We start from the raw sequence: 19125 nt of genomic DNA, 5'->3' as shown, positions 1-19125 counted from the left end.
ATGAATATAAAAAGAAAAAGTCGTAGCGAAACCAAAAGAGAAGCCATCCTGTGCGCAGCAAAGCAAGCGTTCCAAGAGTTTGGGGTGCAAAACACCAGCATGGATAAGCTCTCTGCTATCGCGCAAGTCTCTAAGCGCACGGTCTACAACCATTTCCCTTCTAAAGAAGCGATCGTGACAGAGTTACTAACCGAACTATGGCGTTCTTCAATGATGGATAGCGACATTGAACGTTTACCAACACTCCCGCTAAAAGATCAATTGATTGAATTACTCTACAGCGAGATCATTGTGGTGACGGAACCAAACTATATTGAGCTGGCAAAAGTGGCATTTGGGCACTTCTTATTTAAGCCGGAAAATCTCAAAGAACAAGCAGAACAAATGTCGAAACAGGAAACCGCCCTGTACCGCTGGCTTACTGAGAAATCGAACAGTGGCGCTTTGCAAATTGATGATGTACATATAGCAAGCACTCAATTGCACAACTTACTTAAAGGCAGTGCATTCTGGCCGCAGTTAATGGGAATTCGCCCCTCTTTGTCGAATGAAGAATCTAGGCTGTTAGCTACCCAAACGGCGGAACTTTTTTTAAGTCACTATCAAAACAGCTAAAAACAGCGGTCAAATTGGCCGCTTTTTTAAGCGATAATTCGTGACAAAGCGATGAAATTTTTGCTCAATTTTATTTATCTCACCCTTGACAGTCTCATACCGCAAGGCGTGAGCGTTCGATAAAATATTTTTGTCGTGTCGACGATGCTTTTTCGTTTTCATCTCACAAAAAAACGCCCTAAGGTGCGCACCTCTGACGACGTGGTTGTTCAACCACAATTCTAAATCGTTGAAGTAAGTAGGTTATGTCATAACATGATCACCTGCCTACTGCATTCTATGCTCTATACTTATATTTTAATTTGGTACTGACTTACTAAGGAATTGCCATGCGTATTGCTATTCTCTCTCGTAATGAGAATTTATATTCAACCATGCGCCTAAAACAGGCGGGTGAAGAACGTGGGCATCAAATCGATGTGATCGACACGCTTCACTGTTATATGGACATTACGAGCAACAACCCTAAGATCCGCTACAAGGGTGAAGAATTACCGCAATACGATGCTGTTATTCCGCGTATTGGGGCATCTATTACGTTTTACGGCACTGCTGTTGTACGTCAGTTTGAAATGATGGGTACATTTTGTGTCAACGAATCTGTCGCGATCAGCCGCTCTCGTGACAAGTTGCGCTCATTGCAATTGCTATCACGTAAAGGCATCGGTTTGCCACGCACTGGCTTTGCTCACCATCCTGACAACATTCAGGACGTGATCAAAAACGTTGGTGGCGCACCTCTAGTGATTAAATTGCTAGAAGGCACTCAAGGCATTGGTGTTGTACTTGCTGAAACAAATAAAGCGGCAGAAAGTGTGATTGAAGCTTTCATGGGTTTGAAAGCTAACATCATGGTGCAAGAATTTATCGAAGAAGCAAAAGGCGCGGACATCCGTTGTTTTGTTGTCGGAAATAAAGTAATCGCCGCAATGAAGCGCCAAGCAAAAGAAGGCGAGTTCCGTTCTAACCTTCACCGTGGCGGCTCTGCACAACTCGTACGTTTGAGCAAAGAAGAGCGTGCGACCGCTGTAAATGCTGCGAAAGTGATGGGCTTGAACCTTTGTGGTGTGGATATCCTTCAATCTAAAAATGGCCCAGTGGTAATGGAAGTGAACTCTTCCCCTGGTCTAGAAGGCATCGAACTAGCAACGGGTAAAAACATTGCAGGTATGATCTTCGATTTTATCGAGAAAAACGCTAAGCCAAATTCAAACCGTACTCGCGGTAAAGGTTGATTTTTGTTTAACGCACAAGAGAGCCAAAAATCGGCTCTCTTGTTACTCGTCGCTAGGATGACACTATGAATCAGAAAATGATCATTGGGAATGCCGAAGCTATTTGCTTGCCAGAGTTAGGGATTACTCACCTTGAAGCGCGTATTGATACAGGCGCTCAAACCTCTTCATTACATGTAGACAATATTGATTGCTTTGAAAAAGATGGTCAGTCTTATGTTGCATTCGATCTACACCCAGATGTATACCATTTAGAACAAGTGGTTCGCTGCACAGCGAAACTAAAAGCAAACCGTAAGGTTAAATCTTCTAACGGTACTTTTGAGCACCGCTGCGTGATCACGACGATGCTGCGTATGGGCGACCAACAATGGCCAATCGACATTACGTTGACTAACCGTGAAAAAATGACTTACATGATGTTGTTAGGTCGTCAGGGCATGGCAGACAAGGTGCTCGTTGATCCTAGCCAATCTCACTTATTGGCATCTTAACCCGTAGCTTCAGATGAGTGATCGAACGTTTTTGTTGAGCATCACTCGTCTGGCTTTATCTTCGCCTACTTCCTACGAAATAACGCAAACAACAATCCCTTCGCTTTAACTTTTGTCACTCGCCAGTGCGTCATTGGTTTAGTCGGCGCTGTATTCAAAATGTGCTGATACGCTTTTTCATCCAAAGTCACCTCTCCCCCATGTGCCAAAAGCAAACATTGCGGATTCATCTCAAACACACGCTTTAATGATTGCCGATATTGATTCGGATGAAATATGGGAAACGGCGCAATCAGATGCTTTTTCACCTGCACCATTAAATCCGCCACATACAACACATCTTGTTCAGAATGATAAACCGACAGATCTCGGTCGGTATGCCCTAGCGTTTCTAGCACCTGCCAATCATCAAATCCAGGAATAAACTGTCCATCAATAAGTTCAATATCTGGCTTTAGCTTGCGGGAATACCACAGGTTTTGCTTTGGTTTACGCATCCGATTCGCCATCCAGCGTGCTAACATCAAATCGGTCAAATGCATTAGCCAACCGTCTACACCGCTATACCACTGGTTCTCTCGCTTTGCGGCCAATAGCTTGCATCCTGTTAAATCACGTAGTTTGTGCGCACCACCAGCATGGTCTGGATGCATGTGGGTCACAACAACCAACTTTAGGTCAGAAAAAGGACGATGGAGTTGATGTTCAATAAAGTCTTTAAGATGAGGGATGTCTGCTCGACTGGCACCATCAAGCAACAATAATTTATCGGGATATTCGGCGAGATACATGGTCTGAATGTACCCCTGAATTCTGTGCAGCTGCAAAATATGTCCTTATTTTAGTGAGATGCTTCATGACCGAATCCTTACTGGTCAGACCAACTATAACAGCAGAATGGACGCTTCGGTAAACAAATATTCACACGTAGCGACGACAACAAATCATAATCGAGATGATAGATTTTAATCATTAGACTCAAGGGCCCTTTTATCCGTTAATGCGCGCACACGGAGTTCGTGTCAGGGTATGAGGTAAATACCTCATGATTTGCTTTTTTGTACTTTTCCTTCTAATTAATTAAGGAGTTAAGTACATTTTTGTGAGAATCGAGTTGGAAAAAGCAACTAAATTAGACCGCATCCGCGCGGACTACAACGTTCACTACTGGAGCCAAGGTTTCTACGGCATTGATGACCAAGGCGAAGTATATGTATCACCACGTAGTGATCGTGCACATCAAATCCCTTTCAGCGCTATTGTAAATGAGCTAGAAGCGAAGCAGTTAAATCTGCCTGTATTAGTACGCTTCCCGCAAATCGTGCACCAACGTGTGCATGGTATTTGCCACGCATTCAACCAAGCAATTGAAGAATACCAATATCCAAACAAATACTTGTTGGTGTACCCAATTAAAGTAAACCAACAACGTGAAGTGGTGGATGAAATTCTAGCGAGCCAAGCTCAACTAGAAACCAAGCAGCTTGGTCTTGAAGCGGGTAGCAAGCCAGAATTGTTGGCGGTACTTGCATTGGCTCAACAAGGTAGCTCCGTGATCGTGTGTAATGGCTACAAAGACCGTGAGTATGTGCGTCTTGCACTGATCGGTGAAAAGCTGGGTCACAAGGTATTCATCGTACTAGAGAAGCTTTCTGAGCTGGATCTGGTACTAGAAGAAGCGAAAAGTTTGGGCGTAAAGCCGCGCCTTGGTTTACGCATTCGCCTCGCCTCTCAAGGCGCAGGGAAATGGCAAGCAAGTGGCGGTGAAAAATCGAAGTTTGGTTTATCAGCATCGCAAGTGCTTAGCGTTATTGAACGTCTTAAACGCGAAGGCAATCTAGACGCGATGCAACTGGTTCACTTCCACCTTGGTTCACAGATGGCAAACATCCGTGATGTACGCAATGGTGTGAACGAGTCTGCACGTTTCTACTGCGAACTACGCGCACTCGGTGCAAACATCGAGTACTTCGATGTGGGCGGCGGCTTGGCAGTGGATTATGACGGCACACGCAGCCAATCATCGAATTCGATGAACTACGGCCTTGCAGAATACGCACGTAATATCGTCAACACAGTGGGCGATGTGTGTCTGCAATACGAACAACCAATGCCAGTGATCATTTCGGAATCGGGTCGCTCGCTAACAGCGCACCACGCTGTATTGATTTCTAACGTAATTGGTACCGAATCGTACCTACCGGAAGAAGTACATGAGCTTGATGATGACGCTCCGCTTTTGCTACAAAACATGTGGCGAAACTGGGAAAACTTACAAGATGGTACAGACGCTCGTGCGTTAATTGAGATTTACAATGATACCCAAAGTGATTTGGCAGAAGTGCACTCTCAATTTGCTACAGGCGTGCTTAACTTGGAACAACGTGCGTGGGCAGAACAATTGTCACTGCGCATTTACTTCGAATTAAGCCGCAAGATGAGCACTAAGAATCGCTTCCACCGTCCGATTCTGGACGAGTTGAGCGAACGTCTTGCGGATAAGTTCTTCGTGAACTTCTCTCTCTTCCAATCTCTACCAGATGCTTGGGGTATTGATCAGGTGTTCCCTGTTCTGCCACTTTCTGGTCTTGGCGAGGCGGAAGAGCGTCGTGCAGTGATGTTGGACATCACATGTGACTCTGATGGCGCGATCGATCACTACGTTGATGGTCAAGGCATCGAGAGCACGCTACCTGTACCAGCTTGGAGCAAAGACAAACCGTACCTAATGGGCTTTTTCCTAGTAGGCGCATACCAAGAAATCCTTGGTGACATGCACAACCTATTTGGTGATACCCACAGTGCTGTAGTCAATGTTGATGAACATGGTCAATTTGAGATCAGTTACATCAACGAAGGTGATAGTGTAGAAGACATGATGCGCTACGTTCATATCGACGTGGATGCAATTCGTGACAATTATAAACAATTGGTTTCACAGCGAGTTGAAGCCAATGAACAAGCACAAATCCTAGCAGAACTAGAACAAGGTCTAGCAGGATACACCTATTTAGAGGACTTCTGATATGAATGATTTGTTTACTAAAACTGATTATTCGCTTTACTCCAACTCTATGTCGTTTTTACGTCTGCCGTACATTCGTAACCCGGTATCGGCAGACGCAGACGTTGTGGTGTTGGGAGTCCCTCTGGACATGGCAACATCTGGTCGTCCAGGTGCGCGTATGGGTCCAGATGCAATTCGCCGTGCCTCAGTCAACTTGGCATGGGAAGGTAAGAAGTTCCCGTGGAGCTTCAACGTATTGGATAAACTGAAAGTGATCGACGCAGGTGATCTCGTGTTCGATTGCGGTGATGCGGAAGATTTTACTTACCGCCTTGAAGCGGCAACCAGTGAAATTCTAAAAAGCGGTAAAACCATGTTGGGATTGGGCGGTGACCACTTCATCACACTGCCTATCCTACGTGCTTACGCAAAGCATCATGGCCAAATGGCTTTGATTCACTTTGACGCTCATACGGACACCTATGCAAATGGCAGTTCATACGACCACGGTACGATGTTCTACCATGCGCCGAAAGAAGGTTTGATCTCAGCAAAGAACTCAATACAAATCGGCATTCGTACGGAGTACAAACAGCAAGATCACGGCTTCAATGTGATTAATGCGATGCAAGCGAATGACATGTCGGTGAACGAGATCCTAGAAGAAATTCGTCGCACCGTCGCAGACAAGCCAGTATATGTCACTTTTGACATCGACTGCTTAGACCCGGCCTTCGCACCGGGAACTGGTACACCAGTTTGTGGTGGCTTGAACTCAGACAAAGCGCTGAAAATTATTCGTGGTTTAGCCGGCATGAATATCGTGGGTATGGATGTTGTCGAAGTATCGCCTCCATACGACCACAGTGATGTTACCGCACTAGCGGGAGCAACCATCGCACTAGAAATGCTTTACGCATACGCATCTGAGCGCGAATAGACATAATCATTTCTAAGGGAGCTTCGGCTCCCTTTTCTTTCTGATGCCTTCCTCTACCTTTTATTCACTCGTTTCATCTTGAACTCAGATCAACCGAGCAGACGCTTTATTTTTGCACTTTAACCATTAAAACCAGTTACCTATAAGGCTCATTCTATTCACGAAAAGTAAAAGATTTAACTTAATTAGACAAAGAAATGCATCTCTTTTTGAAAACAAAATCGGATTAGTTTTTCTAATTGAAATCATAGATTTTTATCTTGCTCAACTTCACACTTTTCGATTGCTAATTATACAAGCAAGCACTATTATCTCGCGCAAATACCCCCGCAACACAAGAATTCAGTTGGCACTCTATAAAAGAGCGCTAAGGGTTTTTACGTCTTAAATTTTTTGGAGAGATACGCAAATGTCTGCTTCGTTTCCATTAGCGAAACTTACCTTTTTAATCGCTATATTGACTGCCGTGGGTCAAATGACCCAGACAATGTACGTGCCTTCAATCGGTCATATGGCGGGCGAGTTTTTGGTATCTGCGTCATCACTTCAAGCTGTGATGGCTTGTTACCTAATCCCATATGGCTTGTCGCAATTTGCGTATGGCACACTATCGGACCGCTTGGGACGCAAACCGATCATCATCGTCGGTCTACTTATCTACATCCTAGGTACTTTGGTGGCGCTATTTGCACACCAATTTGAGTGGTTCTTGGCTGGTAGCTTCATTCAAGGTTTGGGGATCGGTTGTGGCGGCGCGATGTCACGAACTCTAACTCGCGACTGCTTTGAAGGTGCTGAGCTGCATCGTGCAAACAGCTTGATCAGCATGTGCGTGATTTTCTCACCACTAATGGCACCAGTACTTGGCGGCTACCTAACAGAAGCATTTGGTTGGCGCTCTAGCTACCTATTTCTAGCTCTGTTCGGCATCGCGGTGGTGATTACCATGATGACCAGCATGATGGAGACTCTGCCAAAAGAGAAACGCAAGTTCGAACCAGTGGCAAAAAGCTACAAGCACGTTTTGTCTGACCGCCGCTTCCAAGGCTTTTTAATCTGCCTAGTTGCGACGTTTGCTGGCGTAGGTGTGTTCGAAGCAGCTGCTGGGGTATTACTAGGTGGTGTATTGGCATTACCAGCCACTACCGTAAGTTTGCTGTTTATCTTGCCGATCCCGGGCTACTTAGTGGGAGCAGGTTTGTCTAGCTATATCGCGCAGCGTCGCTCTGAGCGTCGTGCGTTAAATGTTGGTTTGGTGTCGATCTTTATCGGTTCAGCCGTCGTATTAATCCCAGGCTTGTTTGGCGTAACGACTGCACTGACGTTAATTGGTGGCGCAACTATTTATTTCCTAGGTGCGGGCATTCTGTTCCCAGCAGCAACAACTGGAGCGATTGCGCCATTCCCATACCATGCAGGAACAGCAGGCGCGACATTGGGTGGCATGCAAAACTTGGGGGCAGGTGTAGCAACTTTGCTCGCGTCACTATTTCCAGCGCATAACCAGATGCCTTTGGGCATTTTGATGATGGCAATGTCGGTAATTGCAATGCTTGGGTTAATGTGGGTGAATCGAGCACACAATCACTCAAACGAAGTACCGCAAGTTATCTGATCATTATCAGCTTACTTTCAAAATCCAAAAGGGACACACTCAACAAGTGTGTCCCTTTTTTCATATCACACTATATCGATTTCCCGATGAGAATGATTTAACTTTCGAATTGATATTTGTTAAAAATAACAGCTGCTTACACAATGTGTTTTCAGCTTCCTTCAAATTGAGTAGCCAACTCGAAAATATTGAGGATTCTCACTTTTTCGGCATACCCCATAACAAAGAATGGACAACTGAAAACCACTAACAAAATGAAAGCCCAGCCCTCAGGATGAGGCCACTTGGGTGTACAATAAGGATAAAATCAGATGCGTTTCACTTTAACTACGTTGGCCGTCTCGGTCGCGCTTGTCGCCGGATGCAGCAATCAAGGAATCCCCAGCATGACTCAATACTCCCAAACACAGATCGTTGCTCAACAAACTCAAGCTCCGGTTGCGAAAAAAGTCCCTCACGCGATGACTATTCATGGCGATACCCGCGTTGATAACTACTACTGGATGCGTGACGACGAACGTAAAGACCCTGAAATTTTACAGCACCTAGAGACAGAAAATCAGTACGCAGAAACCGTTCTAAAGCACACTGAAACACTTCAAGATACGCTATTTGAAGAAATTAAAGGGCGCATCGCAAAAGACGACAACTCAGTACCGGTTCGTAAAGGCAACTACTTCTACTCCAGTGAAGTGACCGGAGATAACGAGTACGAAGTCCATTTGCGAGCTAAAGACTTTGCAGGCAAAGACAAACAAATCATTTTAGATGTCAATGAACTAGCAAAAGAACATGAATTTTTCAGTATCGGCGGCCTATACGTTAGTCCGAATGAAAACTTATTGGCGTATGGCGAAGATACATTAAGCCGCCGCGTGTACACCCTTAAGATCAAAGACCTGACAACAGGCAATTACCTACAAGATGAAATCGAAGGGGCCTCAAGCGCGATTGCATGGCAGAACGATAACAACGCCTTTTACTACATCAAAAAAGATCCACAGACCTTGCTGGGCTACCAAGTGTATCGTCATGTTTTAAGCACGCCACAAAGCAGTGATGAGTTGATTTTTGAAGAAACCGACAGCGCCTATTACACCTCACTAAGCAAAAGCAAAGATGGCGAAGATATTTATATCTGGCATTCCAGTACAGAAACCAGCGGCGTCTCCATCATCGATGCGAACAACCCTAAAGCAAAGGCGAAACCGTTCTATCCTCGTGAAGATGGCATTGAATACAGTATTTCTAAGCTAGGCGATTGGTACTACATTTATACTAACTATCAAGCCGTCAACTTCCGTTTGATGAAAGTTCATCAAAATGACATGCATGACCGCTCTAAATGGCAAGATGTGATTGCCGCAGACGACAACACTCAACTTGTCGACTTCGAGTTATTCGATGATCACATCGTCTATGAGCAGCGCTCTAACGGCCTAGCAAGCGTCACTGTACGTCAGCTTTCAACAGGAAAAGAACTCCCCCTCACATTTAATGACGATGCGTTTGCTGCCTATTTGACAGGTAACCTAGAGCTGGATAACGAGAAAGTTCGTATTTATTACAGCAGTTTAACCACTCCAGGAACCTACTACGATTTCGATCTAAAAACGGGCGGGTCAGAAATCATGAAGCAAACACCTGTACTTGGTGATTTTAATCCTGACAATTACCAATCAGAACGCATCATGGTCACAGCCCGTGACGGTAAAGAAGTACCCGTTTCTTTGGTGTATCGTAAAGACTTATTTAAGAAGGATGGTACGAATCCACTCTACCAATATGGTTATGGATCTTATGGTGCAACCATTGAGCCAACTTTCCGCTCGACACGTTTGAGTCTATTGGATCGCGGCTTTGTTTACGCCATTGCTCATATTCGTGGATCTGAAATGCTTGGCCGCCCTTGGTATGAAGACGGTAAAAAACTAACCAAGCAAAACACATTCAACGACTTTATTGATGTGACTAAAGGTTTGGTTGAACAAGGCTACGGCGCGAAAGATAAAGTCTTCGCTGTTGGTGGCTCTGCAGGAGGTCTCTTAATGGGGGCTATCATCAACCAAGCACCAGAACTGTACCGCGGTATCGGCGCTCATGTTCCGTTTGTGGACGTGGTAACCACTATGCTAGATGAATCAATTCCATTGACCACCAATGAGTATGATGAATGGGGTAACCCAAATAACAAAACATACTATGACTATATGTTGAGTTACTCGCCTTACGACAACATCAAGGCGCAAAACTACCCGAACATGTTGGTAACGACTGGCTTGCACGACTCTCAAGTACAGTACTTTGAACCAATGAAGTGGGTCGCCAAACTTCGTGAAATGAAGACAGACGATAACGTCTTGTTGTTCAAAACCGATATGGAAGCCGGACACGGCGGCGCATCTGGTCGATTTAAGCGATTAAAAGAAGATGCGCTAGAGTATGCCTTCTTCCTCGATTTACTCGATAAAAAATAAGCGTATTAATAGAACTGCATCTCTTCTAACAACAAAAATGCCCGCAAGTTGCGGGCATTTTTTATAGACGCACTCTCTAAACAAAGAGTGGGTTACCTAAGCAGAGAACTAACAGTGTCTCTTATAGCCAAAGAATAGCAGAAAGAAAAACGCCTACTCGCAACGAGTAGGCGTTAACACAATAAATGTGTTTAGGCAGTAGAAACTGGCCTATTTATTAGAAGTAGTAACGAGCACCTAGAGTCCAGTAGTCGTTCTCTTCATTGTTGTAGTCGTTACCTAGATCAAACTGGTAACCAGCGAAAGTAACGAATGCAGGAGTTACTGCGTACTCTGCTTGTAGCGCAGTTTCGCTTGAAACTGTCTTGTTGTCTTTGTCGTCTTCTACACCTTCGTAGTTAACGCTGAACGTCCAATTGTTGACTCCGTACGCTAGTAGGCCCTCAAGCTGAGTAGTTTCTTCACGCATCTCGTAGAAGTATTCGTTCATGCCGTATACAACAGCTGCGTACAGACCAGAGCCATACTCACCGTAATTTACAGAAACAAGGTGTGATTCAGCAGTTTTAGTACCTAGACCAGAATTCTCAACATCACCGCCGCTGTATACGTAGCCTAGACCAAAGCCCGCAACAGAACCGCTCAGTGCGATTTGACCACGTTGGTCATATTTGCTGCCTTTAGAAACGTATTCTGGAAGACCTGTGTTAGGGTTTTGTTGTAATGATAGGCCTCTATCATCATTTTCACCTTGCCAACCAAGACCTAGGTTGAAAGCAAAACCTTCGCCAAACTCAAAGCTTTTACGGTAGCTGATCATTTTTTCAGCACGACCAGTACCTAGATTGTTGTGATTGTCGTACAAAAAGTCGTTCGCGAACGCGATTGGTAGATCCGCAACGCCAGCGACATCGTAGTACGGAGACCACTGTGTACCTCCCACTAAACGGCCAAACTGCTGGTGGGTCGCGCCGATGTAGCCCAAACGAGTTGAAAACGACTGGCTACCACCATTTAGGTAGTTAAGTGCCCATTCGCCTTTAGCGTCGATAGTGATACCGTTGCCAATGTCTTTCTTGCCCGCAACATTGATACGTGGAGACACTTGGTGAACTTTTACTTCTTCTTCGAAATACTCACCCACGCCAACTGAAACGTGACCGCCGATCGATAAAGATGTACCATCGCTGTTGTAAACTTCTGCTGCGAAGGCCTGTGAACCACATGCTAGTGCCGCCACTGCAACGGCTAGAGTTTTCATTTTCATTGTTAACATCCGTATAGTTGTTTGTACCGGTTCGCTTAGAAACAGATTAAATCCGAATCAATCGCAACGAACACATAACAAAGTAGTAATGAAATAGAAATGAAACAAACACTTTCTTATGCAACCAGTGGTATCAATGCTCGCATTTTGAACTTAGTCACAAAAAAATAGGGAACTTTTCATTCCCCATCATAAAATCTGTGGCTTTTTACGTGTCACATCTCCCAACGTGCGAGTGGCTTCTCAGTTTTGATACCCTTACTGCCCCAGCGGTCAATAACATCAATTTGCAGTATGCGGCTCGGTTTAATAAGCGATGTCAAGGTTTTCGACGGTCGTTTATCCGTCACTAACCATAGCGTTTTATCTTGTTCAAACTGAGCTTTTAAAGATAATTTGTCTTCTTCTGTCCACTCAATTTCCGGCTTAAATTCGCGCCCAACCACAAACAATTGGTTGCCAGAGGCAAAGTCCTCTAATGACTCACTCATCAGTACCACTGAATCGATGCCTTTATCGAAGATATCTGCCTGTTGTTGGTTGATCAGTTCACGCACATTGAGCATAAGAGCCTGTTGATTCGTTTGAATCGCCTTTTGGTGTTCAGGATATACACGTTGTAGATCCTCTCCAACAATACCCGCCATTCGGATTAAGTTTGTAGGATTAAGCCATGCGTACTTCGATGTTGACCCGTTTTCCAATGTCAGTACTGCAACTCCTTGAGCCCTAGGAGAAATGGCCTGCGATGCATCGATTTCAATCAAGTGAATGTTGCCCTGTCGAGCGTAAACATAAGTCGGGTCTTGTTTCCAAATCGCACCAAGAGTAATAGCAACCGTCGCGGCTTGACCCGCTTGCTTAACTTGCTCTGTACCTTTATTTGCGAACCAGTTTTCAAGACGCTCAACGCCGTAACGCTTTGGAGGCAGATACTGAGTCTCTATCCCTGTACCTTTCATGAGTTGCTCAGACAACATGTACGTGACGGGAGTGCTGGTTAAAATGTCTTTGGCGCTTGCCAACGATGGAAGTGTTGTCGCTATAACCAAACCAAAAGTTATCGTTAATTTTTTTATCTTCATGTTCAATACTTTATAAAAAGGGTTACGCTTTTTGGATAATTCGGTAAACCGTTGCTGTTAGGAAAAATGCCGCAGAAACAATGATGATGGATGCGCCTGATGGCACTGGTAGCTCAAGCTCCATCGGCAGTATGGTTCCTATTAAACACGCAATGGTTGCCAATAAAGAAGAAAGGAGAACGAAACTGCCCATGCGTTTAGTCAATAACCTAGCCGTTGCACCAGGGATCAGTAGCAATGCACCAACCAATACCGCGCCAATAATCTTTACCGCGGCAATGGTGACCAAGGTGATCATCATGACAAATAAGTAATCATAAAAGCTGGTATTAAAGCCGCGTACACGTGCAATATCCGGGCTGATACAAGTCAGCAAAATGCGGTTAAACGTTGGAATAAGAAGCAGTAATATGATCAAACAACTGATCGCTAAAATAAGGATATCGTTGTCCGTCACAGTCAAGATCGAGCCAAACAACACGTTCTCCAACATGTGAATGTTGATCTTGCGAGCAACGTACATTAACAGCGCAGCACCAACCGCTAACGCTAGTGCAAGAAAAACCCCAACCAGTGTGTCGTAAGGTACATTCGTACGATTACGAACAAAGTGAAGCAACAGCGCAAAAATCATACAAAAGCTAAACAATCCGATGATCGGATTCTCTGGCGGCTCACCGAGCAACACACCAATCGCGATTCCGGTAAGCGCAGCGTGCCCAACCGCTTCAGAGAAAAAAGCCAGTCGCTTGGCGATGACTAATGTACCAAGACCACCAAGTAATGGCCCTAATATCAGCGCTGCCACAATTGCGTTCACCATGAAGGCATAAGAAAAGCTATCGCTTAACCATCCAGCTTCAACGCCGCTAACCGCTAACTCTCGCAACCAATCCATTATGCAGCCTCCACTTTTGCTGTGTAGTGCTTGAATAATGTTTCTATACGATCAGGGCTTAGCACATCTGAATGGTGACCTGACGCCACAATTTGACGATTTACGACATGGACCTGCGCATCTAAACGGCGCACTGCGGTCACGTCATGGTGTACTGCCAGCACCGTTTTGCCTTCTCCAACGACTTCATGAATCAAACCTTCAAGATATCGAACACCTTGCTCATCCATGCCAGTTGTAGGTTCGTCTAAAACCAATAAATTGGGCTCATCCAGTAAAGCTTGCGCAAACAAAACACGCTGTTGCTCTCCGCCAGAGAGTTGCCCCATACGACGGTCGCTACGCGTTGCCATGCCCACACGATCAAGCTGGGCCAGAGCATGTTGAGTTTGCTTTGTTTTACGTCGCCAAAATAGAGGGATACGGGTTTGATTAAGCAGCACAAAATCCATCACGGTTAACGGGAGGCTTGCCTCGAACATCGCTTTTTGTGGCACATACCCTATCTTCCCCGAGGCAGCTGATGGCTCTGGCCAATTGAGTGCAATGTTTCCCGAAAATGGCGTAAGTCCAAGTACCGAACGAAGCAAAGAAGTTTTCCCACCACCATTCGGTCCCATAATCACGTGACATTTCGCGTTCTCGAATTCGGCGCTGATGTTCTGCAAAATGATATTGTCGGCGTATTTTAGGCCCACGTTACTTAAGGAAACGGAAGGTCCAGTCATTACGCCTTTTCCCCTGCTCGCTTACTCGCCACAAATTTCATGGCTTCGATTAGTGTTTCCACATTATCTCGCATCTCAACCTCAACTTTATCGGCCTCATACTCACCGTGAGTCATGTGAGAAAAGCGATAAAGCTGCACCCCAGTCGCCTCTTCGATGGTATCAACAAAGCGATTCGGCATATTGAGCTCATAAAACAGAACATCAATGCCCGATTCACGAATTTTCTCTATCGTTTCCTGTAGCTGACTTGCACTTGGTTCTACACCATGAGCAGGCTCAATGACAGCGGCAACGTCAACACCAAACTCCTGAAGGATATATCCGTAAGCATTGTGGGTTGTCGCCACCTTCATACCAGCCGTGTCCAACTCACCAAGAGACAACATTGCATCACGCTTCATCAGGCGAAATGTTTTCGCGTATTTACGAGCATTTTGGCGATAGAACGTAGCATTGTCTGGGTCCAATTGGCTTAGCTCACTCGCGATGGTGTAAACCTTTTGAATGGTTGTTGATAGACCGACAAAGGTGTGAGGGTTCACTGCACCTTGACCAACAGACTGCCCCATAGCGGGCAATAAAGGCACTTCTTTGTTCGCTTCGATAACCACGAGATCATCACGCTGAGAAGCCTTGATCACTTTCAGTGCAAAATCGTCATGACCAATACCATTGATCACTATTACGTCCATTTCATTTAAGCGCTTAAGATCATTAGGTTGTGGCAAATAGTTGTGAGGATTAAAACCAGCATCAACCAAAGGAATGATGTCCGCCTTCTCACCAACAACGGCTTTAACATAGCTGTAATAAGGTTGTAGCGTAATACCAATACTGAGTTTTTCGGCAGCAAAGCCAGTAGAAGACACCGTCAATAACGCGGTGGCTGTAAGAATACGACGTAAAAGAGAGCGTTTGATCATAGTACTTATCAATTATGTTGTCTTAATGGGCGTGAGAGTGAGAGGAAGAGTCTGACACAACGATTTGTTTCCAACCGAAATCGTGGCGTTTTGCTAGCTCGCTTAGTCCCTCCACATTTAACGAACGGCTAGAATCATTAAACCAAATATCAGCTTGAGAACTGCGGCTATCCAACAGCATGGAAGCAGAGCCTTGGGCACTGGTCTTCACGCCAATGTAGACACCGTCATCAATTCGTTGCCACTGATGAGAACCTTTACGCTTCCAATTTTGGTCTTTCACGAATGGAGCAATCCAAAGCGCCTCCATATCAGAGATCTCAGGCCAAGTTCCGGTATCTAACTGCAAATCACGAATCTCTTCATGAGCGAGCTTAAGTTCAGCGATCAACCCCAACTCATTTTGATGTAAATCCGTGATTAACACTTGATGAGACTGCATGTCTGGCTTTTCAGTCGCGACCTGATGGTAGGGCATAAGTATGGCTGCTGAACTGAGAATTGCTGCGATTGTCAGTGCGACCCACTTTCCTTCTCGGTTACCATCATCAGGGCGAACTTTCTTTACACTCATTTCTCTTTCAGCTCAACGATATCCACTTCCACCGGGCTTTCATGTCCGGCATCAAATACCAAATAGAAATCTGTTTCAGGGTGAGTAAATTCTGCGATGGAACGCTTATCTGTTTTTTCTTTGGCGATCAGATTGTCGTCGTAATCGTACATTTCGACATCGTAGTCGACCGCTGTCGATCCATCCGAGTAGCCCGCTTCACAAATCACTTTATCTTGCGCCAAGTGACAGCTCATCAGAGGAAAATGTGCAGCAGCGTGAAAGGACGCAAATCCAGAAAAAAGCAAAACCGCTTTTAGAAGAGAAGTGTTATTCATGATAATTCCAAAATGGCCCAGCAATTGCTGAGCCTAATTCGATTAGTTAAGTTGAGTTTCAAACGTAAGGTGAACATTGGCACTCGCTTTATCCGCCAATGGATTATCTTTCAATTCACCTTTGTAGTTCGCTTTCATTAAGTAGCGCCCGGCGACTTCTGGCGTGAAGATCACTTTGCCATCTTTATCGCTCACCACATCGATTTGTTCTTGATGGTTTCGGTACATAGTACCTTCACGTGTAATCTCAGCAGTAACGCCCTCTTGTGGCTCTCCGTTAAAGAAAAACTGGAAAGTCACAGGCTCACCTTCAATGATGTCCGATGGATGCGTGATCGGTTTCATCTCCAGCATTTTGCCTTCAATCTCCAACGCTTTGTCCGTTGGCATACCAACCGTAATGTAGCTTTCTGCTCGGGTGTAACTTAGTTGAGTAACCACATCACGCGCTTGCTCGGGAAGCACATCACCACGCTCAGCTTTGCTTGCTCGCGCCCATTTCACCGTATCACGACGGCCCGCTTTGTATTGTGTGTAGTAGCTCGGCTGATTATTAATCGCAACTTTGTGCGTGCCTTCTTCTGTAAAAAAGAAATCAAACATAGAGCGACGCTTGCCACGAACAACAAAGTTAGGACGCTCAGAGCGGCCATCCGGCATCACCACAAATGCCTGGTCACTACCCGCTGGCTTGTCAAAAACAAACGTTCCGTGAGAAGCAGTAACATCAAATGTCAGCCAGTCACCGCCTTCTTTAGAAACCGTAAAGTGAGAGGGCAGAACCCAACGTGGATGTGCTTGCGCGGTGGTGGTTACAGCCAATCCCATTGCCATTACACTCGCCAATGCCACTGCTTTCATTTTGGTTTTCATTGTTGTGTCCTTTAATCACTTAACTTGATAATTGACGGTGATGACACCCGTCTCTTGTGTTGGTTTAAGCTCATAGCGCACGTCACTGTCCGCTAGCGTTATTTTTTGACGTAAGTAGTTTCGCCCACCGTGTTCACGAACGACCTCGACGTACAACGTGTAATTTCCTTGTTCCAAACGCTTCCCTGCGTCATTGGTTCCATCCCAGACAAAGCGGTATTGACCAGCAGGACGTGTTGCAGAAGTCACCGCATCAACAAGTTCACGATCATAACGACCCGCTTTTCTCCACCAGCTGCGTAGATCTTTTAACCATTCGTCTTTCCCTACCCACAACTGAATGGTTTTAACCGGTTTACGCTGATCGTTTTCAACCCAAACCGCCACATAAGGGCGTGCATACATTGAGGTATCTATCTTTGGAAGTTCGAGTTCGAAGTCGACCTTCGCGTTATCTGGTATAGGCGCCGCGGAAAGAGAGAAAGGAGCAAAAGCCGCGATCAAAGCGGCTTTACAAAAGTGATTACGGCGGAAAAATCTTCCTGTGTTCAACATAAGTGTTCTCTAAAAAAGCTGTTATGGAACAGCAACAAAATAAATTACGAGCGACAGTAACGTACCAAAGCTCATCCATTGCATTGACGTTCTGAGCGTCTTCTTCTTAGGCAGTAATAAGCACACGCCTGTAAGAACAAAAAACACCATCAAAAGCGCAGTGACGTCGATAAACCACTTCCAAATCCCACCACTGTTGCGTCCTTTATGTAGATCGTTCAGCAGCGCAACAATACCGTAGTGCGTCGTTTCGACGTCTGCTGCACCAGTAGTCATATCAATAAAGACCGTAGCGTTATAACCCGGGCCTTTAAAATCCATAGAAAGCTCTCCGAGTAACAACTCACCTTGCTCAACTTCGGTATACACATCTAGTGCGGAGGGAGTGCCGCGAAGCTCGGTTTCTTTAGTCAAGAAAGCCACCAGCCCTTCACGATTAGGTTGAAAGGTATCTGAATGTGAGAATAGAACTGAGTGCGGAACCGTCAGAGTATGTTGTTGAATGATAGGTTCACTGCGTTCAAACAATTCGGGGCGATTGAGGGTAATACCAGTTACTGCAAAAAACAGCGTAACTAAGAGAAGAGCCATCGAAATATAGATATGTAGGCGGCGAGCCCAAGTTTGAACACCTTTGCTTTTAAGCAACATAGAAACAATCATCACCAATAAATGTGGGGCATAATTTAGGTGATAATCATTCGTATTGGCATTTAATTTACATTGTTTACTTTTTCAATTCAGCTTGGCTTGCGCATGTTTTAGCTATTTGGGCCAATGCGAGTTACCGATTGCCTACCCTCTAGATAATAACCCTATCAATTTTAATGACTCAAAATTTAATGATATTTCCAATACTAAAAAGTGGGATAGACTCCACCAAAATGCGCCTTTATGTATATTTAATGAAAAGCTTAAAAGCTATCCATAAACTAGATAAAAAAGGTAAGCTAAGAAGTTAGTGTAGGGTTAGATAGAGAAGATTTTCTGATGCTAGCCAAACGTTATGGTGTAGTTCAGAAGGAAAAATATGAACAAGAATGTTGGAATAATTCTCTTATCACTTTTCTCAAGTGTCACTTTCGCAAGTGAAAAGTTTGAAGCCAGTTTGTTTAACAACGTAAGCCAATCTATCGATAATTATGGTGCTAAGATAAAGCTGTGCGAATCTATGGCAGACCAGAATACACCTGACAAACAAACCCTAGAGTATTCAAAGAAGCATATAGAAGCATTAACTCCTGTTCTGCCGTTTTTAAGCGAGAAAGCTTTTGAGGCTTGTGTATTAAAAGAGAAGCAAGAGCTAGCATATTATCTATTAATAGCAAAAAATAACGCTTCAAGAACCTCAACATTAAAGCTTGTAGAATCGACTGAAAGCCTTACTTTTCATATCGAACCTACATCTATAGAAAAGTTTGAAACACTGAGCAAAGTACATCAAGAATATATAGAGAAAAGCCCCTTTTTCTCCCGACCATTTGATGCGTTAGCCTTTTATGAAAAACTCATGCAGTAA

General features: G+C 44.7%; 19 protein-coding genes. 8 read left to right on the top strand and 11 right to left on the bottom strand.

Features of this window, described 5'->3' with window-relative positions:
* The 3 genes from R7O13_RS00170 (at nt 1) to R7O13_RS00160 (ending at nt 2344) form a co-directional block, all read left to right on the top strand.
* Nucleotides 1–615 carry a TetR/AcrR family transcriptional regulator gene (locus tag R7O13_RS00170; protein WP_318302655.1) on the top strand — a complete coding sequence of 205 codons (615 nt, stop codon included), beginning with the start codon at nt 1–3 and terminating at the stop codon, nt 613–615.
* Nucleotides 616–944: 329 nt separating this feature from the next.
* Nucleotides 945–1850 (top strand): 30S ribosomal protein S6--L-glutamate ligase, encoded by a 906-nt coding sequence (rimK, locus tag R7O13_RS00165; RefSeq protein WP_005374224.1) that lies wholly within the window; start codon nt 945–947, stop codon nt 1848–1850.
* 65 nt (nt 1851–1915) lie between these two features.
* Nucleotides 1916–2344, top strand: coding sequence for an ATP-dependent zinc protease (locus R7O13_RS00160; protein ID WP_005384193.1), 429 nt, complete (start codon nt 1916–1918; stop codon nt 2342–2344).
* A gap of 65 nt (nt 2345–2409) precedes the next feature.
* Here the strand turns inward: R7O13_RS00160 and R7O13_RS00155 are convergent, their stop codons facing one another.
* Nucleotides 2410–3135, bottom strand: a complete 726-nt coding sequence (locus R7O13_RS00155; protein ID WP_044129549.1) for an MBL fold metallo-hydrolase — start codon at nt 3133–3135, stop codon at nt 2410–2412.
* 323 nt (nt 3136–3458) lie between these two features.
* On the opposite strand from R7O13_RS00155, the gene speA reads away from it, so the two are divergent.
* From speA to R7O13_RS00135, 4 genes are all read left to right on the top strand, one after another.
* Nucleotides 3459–5369, top strand: a complete 1911-nt coding sequence (gene speA / locus R7O13_RS00150) for an arginine decarboxylase (protein WP_033906546.1) — start codon at nt 3459–3461, stop codon at nt 5367–5369.
* Between the two features lies 1 nt (nt 5370).
* Nucleotides 5371–6291, top strand: coding sequence for an agmatinase (gene speB, locus R7O13_RS00145; protein WP_005374233.1), 921 nt, complete (start codon nt 5371–5373; stop codon nt 6289–6291).
* Between the two features lie 409 nt (nt 6292–6700).
* A complete protein-coding gene (gene emrD / locus R7O13_RS00140) occupies nt 6701–7906 on the top strand; it encodes a multidrug efflux MFS transporter EmrD (protein WP_053349395.1) in 1206 nt (401 codons plus the stop codon).
* A 311-nt stretch (nt 7907–8217) separates the two neighbouring features.
* A complete protein-coding gene (locus tag R7O13_RS00135) occupies nt 8218–10383 on the top strand; it encodes a S9 family peptidase (RefSeq protein WP_053349396.1) in 2166 nt (721 codons plus the stop codon).
* A 217-nt stretch (nt 10384–10600) separates the two neighbouring features.
* Here R7O13_RS00135 and R7O13_RS00130 read toward each other — a convergent pair whose 3' ends face one another.
* From R7O13_RS00130 to R7O13_RS00085, 10 genes are all read right to left on the bottom strand, one after another.
* Entirely contained in the window at nt 10601–11650 is a 1050-nt protein-coding gene (locus tag R7O13_RS00130; RefSeq protein ID WP_171345938.1) for a porin, read from the bottom strand.
* Between the two features lie 215 nt (nt 11651–11865).
* On the bottom strand, nt 11866–12735 hold the full coding sequence (locus R7O13_RS00125) for a metal ABC transporter solute-binding protein, Zn/Mn family (RefSeq protein WP_171345939.1): 870 nt from the start codon (nt 12733–12735) through the stop codon (nt 11866–11868).
* A 22-nt stretch (nt 12736–12757) separates the two neighbouring features.
* A complete protein-coding gene (locus R7O13_RS00120) occupies nt 12758–13633 on the bottom strand; it encodes a metal ABC transporter permease (RefSeq protein ID WP_005374244.1) in 876 nt (291 codons plus the stop codon).
* Entirely contained in the window at nt 13633–14361 is a 729-nt protein-coding gene (locus R7O13_RS00115; protein WP_017635536.1) for a metal ABC transporter ATP-binding protein, read from the bottom strand. Before R7O13_RS00115 ends, R7O13_RS00120 begins: the two co-directional genes overlap by 1 nt.
* Nucleotides 14361–15287 (bottom strand): metal ABC transporter solute-binding protein, Zn/Mn family, encoded by a 927-nt coding sequence (locus tag R7O13_RS00110; protein WP_130546497.1) that lies wholly within the window; start codon nt 15285–15287, stop codon nt 14361–14363. The genes R7O13_RS00115 and R7O13_RS00110 overlap by 1 nt, the downstream gene beginning before the upstream one ends.
* A 22-nt stretch (nt 15288–15309) precedes the next feature.
* On the bottom strand, nt 15310–15861 hold the full coding sequence (locus tag R7O13_RS00105; RefSeq protein WP_053349399.1) for a DUF6162 family protein: 552 nt from the start codon (nt 15859–15861) through the stop codon (nt 15310–15312).
* Nucleotides 15858–16178, bottom strand: coding sequence for a hypothetical protein (locus tag R7O13_RS00100; RefSeq protein WP_005374251.1), 321 nt, complete (start codon nt 16176–16178; stop codon nt 15858–15860). Before R7O13_RS00100 ends, R7O13_RS00105 begins: the two co-directional genes overlap by 4 nt.
* Before the next feature lie 42 nt (nt 16179–16220).
* Nucleotides 16221–17051, bottom strand: a complete 831-nt coding sequence (locus tag R7O13_RS00095; protein WP_025768070.1) for a DUF4198 domain-containing protein — start codon at nt 17049–17051, stop codon at nt 16221–16223.
* Between the two features lie 15 nt (nt 17052–17066).
* Nucleotides 17067–17606: a DUF2271 domain-containing protein gene (locus R7O13_RS00090; RefSeq protein WP_053349400.1), complete on the bottom strand. Its 540-nt coding sequence runs from the start codon at nt 17604–17606 to the stop codon at nt 17067–17069.
* A 21-nt stretch (nt 17607–17627) separates the two neighbouring features.
* Nucleotides 17628–18257, bottom strand: coding sequence for a PepSY-associated TM helix domain-containing protein (locus tag R7O13_RS00085; protein ID WP_005374254.1), 630 nt, complete (start codon nt 18255–18257; stop codon nt 17628–17630).
* A 379-nt stretch (nt 18258–18636) separates the two neighbouring features.
* Between R7O13_RS00085 and R7O13_RS00080 the strand changes: the two genes are divergently transcribed.
* Entirely contained in the window at nt 18637–19125 is a 489-nt protein-coding gene (locus R7O13_RS00080; RefSeq protein ID WP_054574486.1) for a hypothetical protein, read from the top strand.

Source organism: Vibrio sp. Y176 (genome assembly GCF_033438945.1).
This window is presented reverse-complemented; position numbering and strand designations above follow the sequence as displayed.

What these genes read in the sequence shown, in the direction of transcription:
- R7O13_RS00170 (WP_318302655.1), top strand. Translation starts at nt 1, where the DNA reads ATGAATATAAAAAGAAAAAGTCGTAGCGAAACCAAAAGAGAAGCCATC.
- rimK (WP_005374224.1), top strand. Translation starts at nt 945, where the DNA reads ATGCGTATTGCTATTCTCTCTCGTAATGAGAATTTATATTCAACCATG.
- R7O13_RS00160 (WP_005384193.1), top strand. Translation starts at nt 1,916, where the DNA reads ATGAATCAGAAAATGATCATTGGGAATGCCGAAGCTATTTGCTTGCCA.
- R7O13_RS00155 (WP_044129549.1), bottom strand. Translation starts at nt 3,135, where the DNA reads ATGTATCTCGCCGAATATCCCGATAAATTATTGTTGCTTGATGGTGCC.
- speB (WP_005374233.1), top strand. Translation starts at nt 5,371, where the DNA reads ATGAATGATTTGTTTACTAAAACTGATTATTCGCTTTACTCCAACTCT.
- emrD (WP_053349395.1), top strand. Translation starts at nt 6,701, where the DNA reads ATGTCTGCTTCGTTTCCATTAGCGAAACTTACCTTTTTAATCGCTATA.
- R7O13_RS00135 (WP_053349396.1), top strand. Translation starts at nt 8,218, where the DNA reads ATGCGTTTCACTTTAACTACGTTGGCCGTCTCGGTCGCGCTTGTCGCC.
- R7O13_RS00130 (WP_171345938.1), bottom strand. Translation starts at nt 11,650, where the DNA reads ATGAAAATGAAAACTCTAGCCGTTGCAGTGGCGGCACTAGCATGTGGT.
- R7O13_RS00125 (WP_171345939.1), bottom strand. Translation starts at nt 12,735, where the DNA reads ATGAAGATAAAAAAATTAACGATAACTTTTGGTTTGGTTATAGCGACA.
- R7O13_RS00120 (WP_005374244.1), bottom strand. Translation starts at nt 13,633, where the DNA reads ATGGATTGGTTGCGAGAGTTAGCGGTTAGCGGCGTTGAAGCTGGATGG.
- R7O13_RS00115 (WP_017635536.1), bottom strand. Translation starts at nt 14,361, where the DNA reads ATGACTGGACCTTCCGTTTCCTTAAGTAACGTGGGCCTAAAATACGCC.
- R7O13_RS00110 (WP_130546497.1), bottom strand. Translation starts at nt 15,287, where the DNA reads ATGATCAAACGCTCTCTTTTACGTCGTATTCTTACAGCCACCGCGTTA.
- R7O13_RS00105 (WP_053349399.1), bottom strand. Translation starts at nt 15,861, where the DNA reads ATGAGTGTAAAGAAAGTTCGCCCTGATGATGGTAACCGAGAAGGAAAG.
- R7O13_RS00100 (WP_005374251.1), bottom strand. Translation starts at nt 16,178, where the DNA reads ATGAATAACACTTCTCTTCTAAAAGCGGTTTTGCTTTTTTCTGGATTT.
- R7O13_RS00095 (WP_025768070.1), bottom strand. Translation starts at nt 17,051, where the DNA reads ATGAAAACCAAAATGAAAGCAGTGGCATTGGCGAGTGTAATGGCAATG.
- R7O13_RS00090 (WP_053349400.1), bottom strand. Translation starts at nt 17,606, where the DNA reads ATGTTGAACACAGGAAGATTTTTCCGCCGTAATCACTTTTGTAAAGCC.
- R7O13_RS00085 (WP_005374254.1), bottom strand. Translation starts at nt 18,257, where the DNA reads ATGTTGCTTAAAAGCAAAGGTGTTCAAACTTGGGCTCGCCGCCTACAT.
- R7O13_RS00080 (WP_054574486.1), top strand. Translation starts at nt 18,637, where the DNA reads ATGAACAAGAATGTTGGAATAATTCTCTTATCACTTTTCTCAAGTGTC.